16 protein-coding genes are annotated in these 12,179 nt (G+C 31.6%); 15 read left to right on the forward strand and 1 reads right to left on the reverse strand.

From position 1 onward, the window contains the following. Positions 1–2: 2 nt before the first annotated feature. The 14 genes from NOU10_RS04225 (at position 3) to NOU10_RS04290 (ending at position 10,851) form a co-directional block, all read left to right on the forward strand. Entirely contained in the window at positions 3–1,259 is a 1,257-nt protein-coding gene (locus NOU10_RS04225) for a VapE domain-containing protein (RefSeq protein WP_255906105.1), read from the forward strand. Between the two features lie 394 nt (positions 1,260–1,653). After that, positions 1,654–1,968: a VRR-NUC domain-containing protein gene (locus tag NOU10_RS04230; RefSeq protein WP_255906106.1), complete on the forward strand. Its 315-nt coding sequence runs from the start codon at positions 1,654–1,656 to the stop codon at positions 1,966–1,968. 40 nt (positions 1,969–2,008) lie between these two features. Then, a complete protein-coding gene (locus tag NOU10_RS04235; RefSeq protein ID WP_255906107.1) occupies positions 2,009–2,314 on the forward strand; it encodes a hypothetical protein in 306 nt (101 codons plus the stop codon). A gap of 357 nt (positions 2,315–2,671) precedes the next feature. Beyond that, on the forward strand, positions 2,672–2,806 hold the full coding sequence (locus tag NOU10_RS04240; RefSeq protein WP_117641846.1) for a hypothetical protein: 135 nt from the start codon (positions 2,672–2,674) through the stop codon (positions 2,804–2,806). A 10-nt stretch (positions 2,807–2,816) separates the two neighbouring features. Continuing rightward, complete coding sequence (locus NOU10_RS04245) at positions 2,817–3,077, forward strand: hypothetical protein (RefSeq protein WP_255906108.1); 261 nt, start codon at positions 2,817–2,819, stop codon at positions 3,075–3,077. 66 nt (positions 3,078–3,143) lie between these two features. Continuing rightward, positions 3,144–3,593 carry a transcriptional regulator gene (locus NOU10_RS04250; RefSeq protein ID WP_255906109.1) on the forward strand — a complete coding sequence of 150 codons (450 nt, stop codon included), beginning with the start codon at positions 3,144–3,146 and terminating at the stop codon, positions 3,591–3,593. 224 nt (positions 3,594–3,817) lie between these two features. Next, entirely contained in the window at positions 3,818–4,816 is a 999-nt protein-coding gene (locus tag NOU10_RS04255) for a hypothetical protein (RefSeq protein ID WP_255906110.1), read from the forward strand. 2 nt (positions 4,817–4,818) lie between these two features. Further along, entirely contained in the window at positions 4,819–5,373 is a 555-nt protein-coding gene (locus NOU10_RS04260; RefSeq protein WP_160944205.1) for a hypothetical protein, read from the forward strand. 202 nt (positions 5,374–5,575) lie between these two features. After that, the gene (locus NOU10_RS04265) at positions 5,576–6,145 is read left to right on the forward strand and encodes a terminase small subunit (RefSeq protein ID WP_255906111.1); all 570 of its coding nucleotides are present in this window, start codon (positions 5,576–5,578) and stop codon (positions 6,143–6,145) included. Then, positions 6,126–7,424: a PBSX family phage terminase large subunit gene (locus NOU10_RS04270; protein WP_255906112.1), complete on the forward strand. Its 1,299-nt coding sequence runs from the start codon at positions 6,126–6,128 to the stop codon at positions 7,422–7,424. The genes NOU10_RS04265 and NOU10_RS04270 overlap by 20 nt, the downstream gene beginning before the upstream one ends. 2 nt (positions 7,425–7,426) lie before the next feature. Next, complete coding sequence (locus NOU10_RS04275) at positions 7,427–8,848, forward strand: phage portal protein (protein WP_255906113.1); 1,422 nt, start codon at positions 7,427–7,429, stop codon at positions 8,846–8,848. Next, positions 8,814–10,388 carry a DUF6883 domain-containing protein gene (locus NOU10_RS04280; protein ID WP_255906115.1) on the forward strand — a complete coding sequence of 525 codons (1,575 nt, stop codon included), beginning with the start codon at positions 8,814–8,816 and terminating at the stop codon, positions 10,386–10,388. Before NOU10_RS04275 ends, NOU10_RS04280 begins: the two co-directional genes overlap by 35 nt. After that, positions 10,360–10,557, forward strand: a complete 198-nt coding sequence (locus NOU10_RS04285; protein ID WP_081540643.1) for a hypothetical protein — start codon at positions 10,360–10,362, stop codon at positions 10,555–10,557. Before NOU10_RS04280 ends, NOU10_RS04285 begins: the two co-directional genes overlap by 29 nt. Positions 10,558–10,620: 63 nt before the next feature. Further along, positions 10,621–10,851: a hypothetical protein gene (locus NOU10_RS04290; protein WP_081540644.1), complete on the forward strand. Its 231-nt coding sequence runs from the start codon at positions 10,621–10,623 to the stop codon at positions 10,849–10,851. Here NOU10_RS04290 and NOU10_RS04295 read toward each other — a convergent pair. Beyond that, positions 10,807–11,361 (reverse strand): hypothetical protein, encoded by a 555-nt coding sequence (locus NOU10_RS04295; RefSeq protein WP_081540645.1) that lies wholly within the window; start codon positions 11,359–11,361, stop codon positions 10,807–10,809. The genes NOU10_RS04290 and NOU10_RS04295 overlap by 45 nt on opposite strands. Before the next feature lie 208 nt (positions 11,362–11,569). Here NOU10_RS04295 and NOU10_RS04300 point away from each other — a divergent pair, with 208 nt between their 5' ends. After that, positions 11,570–12,178 (forward strand): DUF4355 domain-containing protein, encoded by a 609-nt coding sequence (locus tag NOU10_RS04300; RefSeq protein ID WP_081540646.1) that lies wholly within the window; start codon positions 11,570–11,572, stop codon positions 12,176–12,178. The last annotated feature ends 1 nt before the right edge of the window (position 12,179 follow it).

Below are 12,179 nucleotides of genomic sequence, written 5' to 3' on the forward strand. Positions count from 1 at the left end.
AAATGAGTGTTGATGATGCAATTAAAAAAGCAGAAAACAGAGACTCAACAAATGTTGTAAAGATGCCGATTCCGTTCACAATGACGCAAAGTGGAACTATCAAAACTAACTCGTTGCGTAATATAGGATTAATTTTAGAACAAGATGAGATTCTTAAAGGAACATTTGCATATAACGAATTTTCGTTTGCTGATGAAGTTATAAAAAATATTCCACAGCTACACATAAAATGTGGATATGTTGAGGATAACTATATCTCAAGTATTCTTAGATATATTGAAGATAAGTATGGAGTTTTGTTTACTGAAAAGTTACTGCATATGGCAGTTAGTAATGATGCTCAAAGTAACTCATACAACCCGGTTAAAAAGTACTTAGAAGAAGCTGAAAAAGAATGGGATGGAGAACAAAGGATAGCCTTGCTATTACCTGAGTTTTTAGGAGTTGAAATCAGTGAAGTAACAACACTGCAAACCAAGATATTTTTCGTTGGAGCTGTGGCTAAAGTTTTTAATCCTAATTCCAAGTTTGACTATGTGTTGGATTTAGTTGGTGGTCAAGGTGTAGGTAAGACCACTTTTCTAAAGAAAATTTCAAATGGTTGGTATACAGACCAGTTTACAGATTTTAAAGACAAAGATAGTTATATGAATATGCAAAGAGCTTTAATTGTCAATGATGATGAAATGACAGCTACTAACAATTCAGATTTTGAAACTTTAAAGAAATTCATTTCATCTGAGGAATTGGAATACAGACCGCCTTATGGTAGAAGTGCAGTTAGACGTCCTAAGAATTTTGTCATTGCCAGAACAACAAATGAATCTACTTATCTGAAAGACAAAACTGGGGAGCGTAGATTTATGCCAAACATGTCCAATAAACGCAGACAAATTAAAAGTCCTATCACAGATTTAACACCAGAGATCATCAAGCAATTCTGGGGTGAATGTGTCCACTACTACAAGGAAGGCTTTAATTTTATGTTATCAGATGAAGAGAATGAACTGCTTGAAGAAAATAGGAAGTCATTCATGTACATTGATGAAGCTGAAACTCAAATAGAAGAATTATTAGAAGGCTGGCCAGGAACTTTCATAACATCATCTCAAATAGCTAAGGAGCTTGGAGAAGAGAACTTAATCAAGAATCGAAAGTTGGCCAAAAAGATTAAATACATTATGGATAATCATAGAGAATGGGAGCCAACTAAAAAACGGATTGGCGGGGTTTCAAAAAGAGGATACAAAAAAGTGTAGTTACTGTGGTCAGAACGTGGTCACTGTGGTCACTATGTGGTCATTAATATCAGAGTTAGTGACCACGCTAAAACGTTGATATATCAATGATATATCACTACTGTGGTCACTAATACCTATATATTGTATATAAAGTATATAAATATATAGGTATAGGGAAGAGGAGGAGGGTTAAAAAACTGTCCTGGAGTTTTTTAAAAGTTTAAAGTTAGTGACCACACTTAAAAATAGCTATGAATGTTGGTATGACAACATTTATAAGACTTTTTGAAGTGACTACGTAGTGACCACGCTTAAAATAAATCTTGATTTAATAAGCTTTTGAAGTGGTCACTAGAAAATAAAGTAGTGACTACGTTTAAAATTTAGTGACTACACTAGAAAGGATTTTACATTGACTTTAGAACAAAAAATTCAAAACGATATTATGGTTGCAGTTGCTAGGCATGGATGTACTGTGTTTAGAAGTAACGCTGGAACTGTACAAACAAAATTTGGAACAGTAATTAAATTAGCACCTAAAGGCTGGCCAGATATCACAGGATTTAGACACAGGGATGGAAAGATGATTTTGATTGAGGTGAAGAATGAAACAGGAAAACTTAGAGAAGATCAGATAAAATTTCAAAAATTCATTAAAGATAAACCTGTGTTATATGGAGTGTGCAGAAGTGTTGAAGATGCAATTGAGTTAGTTGAAAATGATTAAATTTCGCAGTGTAATAATAGTCTGAAATGGGGTATATGGGATGAATGAAAACTTTTTAAATATACTTAAGGAATTGGACAAGAAATATCCAAATGTTTATGGTCGAGATTTGAGAATTGATGCTATTGATCGTAAAGATCATTATGATGACGAAGACGAATTTGATGAAACACTTTTAGATGAATTAAGAATTTACTACAAACGACAAACTATATCTATTGAAAGATATTATGAAAATAACTGGGAAATCAAAGATGAAGATTATATTAAATTTGAAGATTTTAGAGAAATTGGAAAGATTTTAAGTATTGTTATGAAGCATATAAGCAGAATTGAGTTAGATTGATTTGCCACGATTTTAAGAATCGAATCAGGCTTAGTATCTGTCGCAGGATGCTAAGTCATAGGTGGTAAATATGCGAGAAAGCTACAAACAAAATTTAATTTGAAAGGAGTGAATCACCTCCCTTTTATAATTGCTTATTATCGTAGTGACTAAGCAAATTTACTACCGAAAACAGACTTTCTTTTAAATACAAAAGTTGCAGTTACAAATAAATTTGGAAGGAGTTAATCCTCCGTGCATTATATTCTTCGTGGTAACTGTAACACCGCCTTGCATCCACATGATTTGAGATGGTCACACGTTTTGAGGGCGTGGCAAGGTTTTAGCTAGCTATAAATATGAGAAAGGATTGATTGGATGAAATTATATTTAGTTGAATACATTGTTGATAGTGTTGTTAAAAACATGATTGTCAGAGCTAAAAATCATGATGCAGCAGAAACACAAGTCAAGGTATCTGTTATAGCAAACATTTATGATGATAATTTTTAGGAGAAATACTATGGGAAAAGTTTATTTTAATGTTAAGGATATTTTTGGAAATAATCATAAAGAAGTAGAGGTTATCAGAATTTATAAGAATACAGCGTCAATTCTAGATGTGAATACAAATTTAACTTGGATAGTTAGAAAACGTGAATTAGGACTAGAAGAAACAAACCCCAACAATAAGTATCCAGGACATTTTGATTATCGAAAAACTAAACGCCAATGGACAGGTAAAGAACAGCAATTAGTCGATATGGTTAGAAGCTATAACTAATAAAAAAGCACGCTCCCTTGGAAACATGCATAATACATAAACTAAAATAATTATACCACAGGGAGAGTGCTTAGCTTGGAAGAATTAATGATACCCGGAATGAAAAACATTGACTATGATAAAACAGCTGATAATGTGGCAAGGTTTCTAACTGACAAACGTTACTATCCAAGACTATATAAGATATATCAACAGGCAAGTCCAGAGTTTATACAAAATCCAAGTTTAAGTGGTATGCCTGGTGGAAGTATAGGAAACAGTAATGAAGAAAAATTAGTAAAATATTTGTATGCTAAATCAATAGTTGATGGAGTTGCAGATACATACGATAAAGGGTCAGTAGAGTTGAAAGTAGTACTAGATAATACACTAGGGAAAATATCAGCAGTTGAAGCAATGATGAGACTACATTTTGAAAAAACTAGATATTATCAAATAAGAAAAATGGCATTAAATGAGTTTGCAGATGGTTTAGAGATGAAAATTAATTGCCCTGATTTACATATTTATGTTTAATAAGGTATGTTAAAAATCGGAAAACAAAGGGATGAGCAACGAACCACAAGGGGTAACTTTCCATGCTATTATGGTATTGTAGCAAAGGTATATGATATATCTTTTGCTCGAAATAACATTAAGCTATAACCAATACTTATTTTTAAGAGCAGGTGTTTAATTATATTGAACACTTGTTTTTTTTATTGATATAATAATGGAAAAATAAGTATTGGAGCAAAATAATGAAATTTAATTTTTATAATGTATTTATTACAAAACGTGTTAAAGATGGTAAGAGTGAAAAATATGAATTAACAGATCGATCTTTTATAAAATTAGTTGAACATGTTGAGAATCAAACGGCAAAGCATAAAACTCAGAAGATCTCTGGAAAATATTATTCTATGCCTCGTTTTACGTCAATTAGTAATTCAGAGTGTATATTTTGGATTGGTAAATTTCTTGATGAAAAACCTTTTGAGTCTTCGATAGGTACAAATGAGATTAAACAAATTGAAGGAGATGCATATCAACCAGTTATTTGTTTTTATGATGAAACAAATAAAATGTTAATGGTACAAAGTTCTGTGATAGGACCCAGAGATGGTAAAATAGAAGACTTTTTTGCGAATTACTTAAAAGATGATGAAAATTATGGCATTAAATTAATTCGTCAAAAATCTCAAATAGGTTTAGATATGATTAATGACCAAACTGAAGTTACAAATGTTAGATTGGAATTAAAAGTTAGGGATTTAGATGTAAGAAAGTTATTTTCAAAAAATGGAAAGGATAATAGTGATAATTTATTAGGTAGTGCCATTAAGAAGAGTGTAGAACTTGCACAAAATAGCGATATACCTGTTATTGAGATTTCACTAAAAAAAGGAAGATATAAAGGAAAATTAAATCACAATATTATTTCGTTAATTCAATTAATGAATAATGATGATGTTTCATTACTGAATGGAAAAGTGGATGTAAAATTTCCTAATGGTGAGAAAAAGAGAATAGACCTTAAGGAGAGTCAATACTTAACTTTCGAAAAAGATTTTGGTGATTTCACTGGTTACGACGTCTTGATGAATGGATTAAAAGAATTAAACGAAAATAGAGAGATACCAAATGAAGCAAAGTCTTATCTTAACAAGCACTTATTAAATGATTATTATCATTGTAATGATAATATTGAATTTCTTCAAATACCAAGGTGTGGATATTGTGAACAGAAAGGAGAATGATTATGCATTTTGATTTTATAGAAAAATTAGATTATTTTTTACGAAAAATAATGATTAAAGCAACAATTATTATTTCAATAGTAATTTTAAGTGTTTTATTTTATTTTAATAATGACGCTTTAATAATTTTTGTTAAGTATCTAAATAGAGGAAGTAATTCTATAAATACAATGGCTAGTATTTTTACAGGTATTTACTTTTCTTTATGTACTCTAATGCTTTCATTGCCAGCTTTTTCTAGAATTAGACAGTTGGGAAAGAAAAACTATCATTCTTTATTAAAAATATTATTCTTTGGATTGCTGTGGTCTTTGTCATATAGTTTATGGCAAATAGTTATATCTTTTAGTAATAATGAATTTCTATTAATTATTAATTTTTTGTTAATGTTGGGCTTTATTTTAAGTGTTTTACAATCTACTTTATATTTTTCAATAATATTGGGTCAAGATTTAATAAATTCATACGAAGCTAGTGATGAAATGTCGCGAGATATACAAACAATTAAACGAATGCTAGAAGAAATAGAACGTAAAGAAGAAATTAAAAGAAGATAATTTTAGTCAGCTTAATAGCTGGCTTTTTATTTTGGAGAAAATTATGAAAGATAGTATAGATTTCGGAAAGGTACAGACTTATGAAGAACTGAGGATGTTACGTGAGTTAGAAAAACATTACAAGAAACATCCAGTCAAACGTAAGCGTAAGTACAGTAGAGATATCAGCAAAATCAAATTAAAAGGTGGTGGGTGATATGAAGTGAAGAAACGAAAACTAACACCTAAACAACAGTTATTCGCTGATGAATATATAAAGTCTGGTAATGCTTATCAATCAGCTATTAGAGCTGGATATTCACACAAGTATGCTAATAATAATATTTCAAAATTGTTGGGAAATGTTGGGATAAAATCCTATATTGACGCTAAATTAGCTGAAATTGAGTCACATAAAATTGCAGATGCCAAAGAAATATTAGAGTATTTTACAGCAGTTTTACGTGGGGAAACTCGTGAAGTGGTGGTAGTAGCTACACCAGCTGGAGCTGAAGAAGTAGAAAGAGCACCAGATGAAAAAACAAAGCTGACTGCAGCTAAAGAGTTGTTAAAAAGGTTTCCAATGTCTGATGAGATTGCTAAAGAACAGTTGCGAAAAATTAAAGCTGAGGCTGATTTGGCAGAAGCTAAGGCTAAACTAGCTGATTATGAAGTTAAGATCAGACAAGAGGAATTTAGTGATAATGAAGATGAGAATAGAACAGATGATTTAACTGGTGCAGTTCAACAAGGAATGGAGGGAATTTTTGATAATGCCGAAATTGAAACCTAATTTTAAATTTAGCTTTAAACCATTATCAAAGAAACAACTCCAAGTTTTATTTTGGTGGCAACATCCAGAATATGCTGATAAATTTGCGATTATAGCGGATGGTTCTGTTCGAGCTGGAAAGACAGTTATCATGTCAACATCTTATGTTCGTTGGGCTATGATGAATTTTAATAATGTTAACTTTGGTATGGCAGGCAAAACGATTGGTTCGTTAAGACGAAATGTAATTAGAGATTTAAAACGAATTCTTATCTCTGAACATTATCACGTTAACGATAATCAGTCGGATAATATGTTGACTATCTCTAAAAATGGTCATACTAACTTTTTCTTCTTATTTGGCGGAACGAATGAGGCTAGTCAAGACTTAGTCCAAGGTATTACAGCAGGTGGTTTCTTTTTTGACGAAGTGGCACTTATGCCACAATCTTTTGTTTCTCAAGCTACTTCACGTTTGTCAGTTGAAGGGTCTAAAGCATGGTTTAACTGTAACCCAGAATCACCTTATCATTGGTTCAAATTAGAATGGATAGACAAACTCACTGATAAGAATGCAATCAGAGTTCACTTTTTGATGAAAGATAATCCAAGCTTATCTCAGAATACGATAAATCGTTATGAGAGTATGTATTCTGGAGTGTTTTATCAACGATATATCTTAGGTGAATGGTCAGTCGCAGATGGGGTTGTCTATGATAATTTTGACAGAGAGACAATGGTGGTAGATTTACCAGCAGACATAGTTTTTGAAAAATATTGGATAAGTATTGACTATGGTACTCAAAATCCAACAGTCTTTAAGCTATGGTCTTTGTATAAAGGTATTTGGTACAACATTGATGAGTATTACTACAGTGGACGAGCAAAAGGTCATCAAAAGACTGATGAGCAGTATGCAGATGACTTAGAAGAGTTCTTTTACAAAAATTCATTGAGTAGAAATAGTGTTAAAGTGATTGTCGATCCATCAGCAGCTTCATTTAAAAAGTCGCTTAGGAATCGAGGCTTTGAAGTAGTTAATGCTAACAATAATGTTTTAGATGGAATTCGCTTTATGATGTCGCAGATGAATCAAGGCAAAGTAAAGTGGACAGAAAAAAGCAAGAACACCATTAAAGAATTCAACTCATATGTTTGGGATCCTAAAGCAGCTAATCGGGGTGAAGATGTGGTTGTTAAAGAACACGATCACTGTTTAGATGCTGACCGTTATTTTTGTATGAAAGTCCTATATCGTAGAAAGAGAAAGACAGTTAATTTGTATAAGGAGGGGATTTAATTTTGAAAGAATATCTTAATGATAGATGTATTGTTGATGAAGATGGTGTGTTTTATTATGATAGCGAAAAAGATATAACACCAAGTGATTTACGACGTTTCATCTATAAAAATGAAGTTTTATCGGAAAAATACGCAAAATATCGACGCTACTATAAAGCTCAACATGATAAGATACAGAAATTAGAACCTAAACCAAATGGAAAGCCTGATAATCGATTAATTATGAACTATCCTAAAAAATTAGTTGATACATTTACAGGCTTTGCAGTTGGTAAACCAGTACAAATTACATTACAAGAAGATTTAGCCAACAAAACATTGTCAGAATTTAATTTATCTCGCAAGATGGATAGTGTTTTTGCTAAAGTTTGGAAAGAGTCCTCCATTTATGGTAGGGCTTATTTTTATGTTTACAGTTCCGACAAAGAAATCTATGTAACTGATGCAACTCCACTAGATACATTTGTTATTTATGACAATACAGTTGCTAAAAAAGCTTTATATTCTGTTAGATACAGTAAAGTTGGTATGGCTCAAAGGTACAGAGTAACACTTTATTCTGACGAATATATTTGGAATTTTGACACTAAAGATAATCTCAATTCTTTAGGACAAAGAATTAATAATCCATTTGAAACAATTCCAATTATTGAAGTTGTAGAAAATGATGAGAGATTGGGTGTAATTGAAAATGTCATTACCTTAATTGATGAAATGGATAAAGCACTTAGTGAAAAATCTAATGACGTTGATTATTTTGCTGATGCTTATATGAAAGTTTTAGGAGCGTTGTTAACTAAGGAACAACTAGAAAAGTTAAGGGATACTAGAATTATCAATCTTAAATCAAAGGAAAGTGAAGACGATACTCCAGAAAACTTAGATGTTGACTTCCTAAGTAAACCTAACGCTGATACTACTCAAGAAAATTTGATTAATCGAATTGATGATAAACTTTACCAGATGTCAATGATTGTTAATTTGAATGATGAAGATTTTGGTAATTCTACTGGTGTTGCATTGGAAATGAAGTACAAGCCAATGTTAAATTTAGCCACATTAAAATCACGTTTATTTAACGAGTCAATCAAAGATATGTATCGTGTAGTCTTTGCTTCAGATCTATTAAATGGCATAGATAGGGAGACTTGGCAATTCTTAGATATTAATTATCAATACGATTTACCACATGATAGTTTAACGGAAGCTCAAACAGCTCAAGCATTATCAAGTTTAGGTATCTCAACTGAAACATGGCTTAAAGTCTTGTCAGTAGTCAATGACCCAAGGCAAGAAAAAGAGAATATGGATAAAGAAAAGCAAGCTCAAATGGAAAGTAACCTTGATTTTCTCAAGCAAAATAATGCAGTAACGGACGGTGATTCTAATGATAACAGTCAAGGAAGAGAAACAAAGGATTGATTATCTTCTCAAACGAGATAACGTTACTGATGAAGAACTTGAGAAAATTTACAACGAAGGGGTTAATCAGTTAAGAGCAATCGTTGATAAGAGTTTTAATACTTATGCGGTTGATGGAGTGCTTGTTCCTAATAATCTTGCAAGAAAAGTTACTAAAAAAGATATGGTCTTACTTAAAGAACAGTACGACAAGCTACCAGATGATCTAGAATTGCCAGAAAAGCAGAGGTTGGACTATTACCTTACGATTAGTCAAATGTCGCTAGTAAAGCTGATTACAGCTACTTTAGGTATAGCTTTAATTAGAATAACTCATAAAGCTATGAAAGTGATCAGACAAAATAATAAAACTGCTGTTGATGAAGAATATTATTATCAAAAGAAAAATTTAAAATCTCCTAAAAAAAGCAAGATTAATCAAATAGCCAAAGATAATTATGTATTTTCTAATCAACAAGATAATAATTTTGTCTCATGGACAGAACGTTTATGGTTAGACCATGATCAATTGTTAAATCGAATTGATAACAGCTTAAATTCTATGCTTAGACAAGGTATGAGAGCTCAAGATATAGCTGAAAAATTATTTCCTGGCAACGCTAAAAGCATGAGGAATGATAACATACCTAAAGCTTTGATAGACGCTACTGTGTCAGCTAAAAGATTAGCACGAACAGAAGCTGCAGCTCGTGAAGATGAGTTAACAGACATCTTCTTTAAAGAAAACAAAATAAAGTATTTTGACTGGGTAACAGAGCCTGGAGCTTGTAAGAAATGTTTAGTCATTGGAGCTTTAGGACCATACAAGGTTGATGATGAAGCTAGTCCAAGAATTCCAGGAAGTTCACATCCTAATTGCCGTTGTAGAAGAGTGCCAGCAGAAATAATTGATGATTACGATAAAATCGATTTAATTAAAAAAGCGTTAGCTGCTGGTGCTATATCATCAACTATCAAGCATGATGAAGAAAATACTCGAGATGCTGATGAAGAAGATAAGAATATTCCAGTAGATGATAATTATTATAAGTATAAAGAAATCTTAGGAAGTGACATGCCTTCTAAAGAGAATTATAATAGACTTGTAGAGGAAGGTGGAAAATACTTAGATAATTTGGTAGTTGATTATATGCGACGTTTAAGACTAAAAGAACATCCAGAATTAAAATTACCAAACTTAGATAATATGGTATTTCCAGAACCTAAATTTACTAAATATTTGTTTAGTCCTGGACACGAAAAAGGATGGGCTAAAGGTAAAAATATAACAGATAAATTAGGATATTCTATTGATAATTATAAGGATTATATTCAAGAACTAGAAAGATTGGCATCTCTTTATCCTGCAAAGGAAAAGAATGATATAGGATATGGAGTTAGATATGAGCAACAGTTTATGATGTATAATGATAGTGGAGAGCCTATTAATATTATAGTTGGTTGGATAATTCCTAAAGAAGATTTAAGTGCAATAAGGTATACTAGTTCGTACATCAAAGAGGTGAGTCGTAATGAAAAAGATAAAACCACAAGAATATGATTTAGTTTTATTAAAAAATGGAAAAAAAGTAGGTTTAATTGATCAGTTAGACGAGACTCATTTTTGGGCGGATTATGGGATAGAAACTGAAGAAGAAGAAAGACTATTTTGGGAAGCTCCACCAGTATCTGTAGATGATATAGAAAAGGTGCTTTATAGACCTGAATAAAAGAGCTTTGCTATTAGACATAAGCACTCATAATGGGTGCTTTTCTTTTTGGAGGTAGAGATTATGAAGAAGTTAAATGAAACCGAAGAAAAAGAAAGACTAGCAGAATATGGTGCTAGTCTGATGATCTTAGTCATTATTTGGATAGGATTGCTTATCTTTACTCATGGTCTGATATGGTCTTTTGCGAAATTCTTATTAACAGTCGTGTTAATCTATGGTATTCGAGACTTTTTTGTTGATTATACGTTATTGGTAACGAGATATAAGAAAGTCGATAAATTCAAGAAATAGTTTCTTGAAGATTGGAAGAAATAGACTTAATATCCACCAAAAAAGTTGAAAAAACTTGCTTTTAGTACTTTTTTCATCAAAACCGAGATATTTTAATAGTTTCAACGGTAAGGTAACAATTGTCCTTATAAAATATCCAATTGATTTAGTCTCTTGAAATTCTAAAGTAAAGTAATCTTCAAGATTATCTAAAATTGCAAGTTGTTCTACCAAAATAAACTCATTTTTACTTGGAAAGCTGAGTAAAATATTAGCGTTGTCGTATTTTATATTACCAAAAGCAATAACTTCAGGAATATTTTTTGTGAGATTTTGTTCACCATATACTTCTTTATAGAGTTTGACAAAAATAGCGTTACTTGGTCTAGATGCATTGTCATTTTGAACCCAGTCTCGAAACTGCTGATTTAGCTTTTTAATATTTTGGTAGTTAGTTTTTCTAGTGTTGTAATCAATGTAACAGAATAAAAGAATAACAATTATTAAGACAGAGTAGAAATATAGTAACATAATGTTTCTCCAATCGTTTTAGTTACATTATACCAATCGTTAGTCGGTTAAATTAGCGTTTTTTAGAAATGTAAAATTACTTATTTGAATAATTATATCAAGACATTCTTTTTGGGATGTCTTTTTGTTTTGCCTAAAACATGCTGATGGCGTTAAAAGCTGCAAGGAATAATAGTCAAACAAGACTTTAAAAAGGAGGCTATCCAATATGGATAACGAAAATGAAGCAGTAGAAGCACAAGAAAACTCAACAGAACAAGAAACAAAGACCTTTACTCAAGAAGAGGTTGATTCGATTGTCAATAACCGTTTGTCTCGTCAAGAAAGTAAATTACGTCAAGAAATGCGTGGAGAGTTGGAGTCTGAAATTCGTAAAGAAATTCAACAAGAACAAGATGAAGCTAATAAGCTAAAGCGTATGAATGAAGAACAACGTCGTAAATACGAATATGAGAAAAAAGACAAAGAATTAGCTGAATTACGTGCCAAAGTTGTTCGTAACGAAATGGAACGTACAGCAACTGATATCTTGAGTGAAAAAGGAATTTCTGCTAATTCTGATGTTCTAAGTTTTGTAGTGGCTGATACTGCTGAACAAACTAAAGCAAACATTGAGAAGTTTGTGAAACTAGTTGATGAAAAAGCACGAGAAAATCGAAAGAATGATTTTGCCAATTCAACACCTAAAAACGGTGGAAGTGGAGAAAATGCACTCGATAAAGATTCATTCTCTAAGATGTCATATAGTGAAAGATTACATCTAAAAGATACTCAACCAGAAGTTTATGAAAACTTAATTAAACAAATGATTAAATAGG

The sequence above is a fragment of the Ligilactobacillus sp. MP3 genome (assembly GCF_024436335.1).
Lineage (GTDB): Bacteria > Bacillota > Bacilli > Lactobacillales > Lactobacillaceae > Ligilactobacillus > Ligilactobacillus salivarius.

Coding starts and splice junctions, on each gene's coding strand:
- NOU10_RS04260 (WP_160944205.1), top strand. CDS start 4,819: ATGCATTTTGATTTTATAGAAAAATTAGATTATTTTTTACGAAAAATA.
- NOU10_RS04280 (WP_255906115.1), top strand. CDS start 8,814: ATGATAACAGTCAAGGAAGAGAAACAAAGGATTGATTATCTTCTCAAA.
- NOU10_RS04225 (WP_255906105.1), top strand. CDS start 3: ATGAGTGTTGATGATGCAATTAAAAAAGCAGAAAACAGAGACTCAACA.
- NOU10_RS04235 (WP_255906107.1), top strand. CDS start 2,009: ATGAATGAAAACTTTTTAAATATACTTAAGGAATTGGACAAGAAATAT.
- NOU10_RS04300 (WP_081540646.1), top strand. CDS start 11,570: ATGGATAACGAAAATGAAGCAGTAGAAGCACAAGAAAACTCAACAGAA.
- NOU10_RS04240 (WP_117641846.1), top strand. CDS start 2,672: ATGAAATTATATTTAGTTGAATACATTGTTGATAGTGTTGTTAAAAAC.
- NOU10_RS04290 (WP_081540644.1), top strand. CDS start 10,621: ATGAAGAAGTTAAATGAAACCGAAGAAAAAGAAAGACTAGCAGAATAT.
- NOU10_RS04295 (WP_081540645.1), bottom strand. CDS start 11,361: ATGTTACTATATTTCTACTCTGTCTTAATAATTGTTATTCTTTTATTC.
- NOU10_RS04285 (WP_081540643.1), top strand. CDS start 10,360: ATGAAAAAGATAAAACCACAAGAATATGATTTAGTTTTATTAAAAAAT.
- NOU10_RS04245 (WP_255906108.1), top strand. CDS start 2,817: ATGGGAAAAGTTTATTTTAATGTTAAGGATATTTTTGGAAATAATCAT.
- NOU10_RS04255 (WP_255906110.1), top strand. CDS start 3,818: ATGAAATTTAATTTTTATAATGTATTTATTACAAAACGTGTTAAAGAT.
- NOU10_RS04270 (WP_255906112.1), top strand. CDS start 6,126: ATGCCGAAATTGAAACCTAATTTTAAATTTAGCTTTAAACCATTATCA.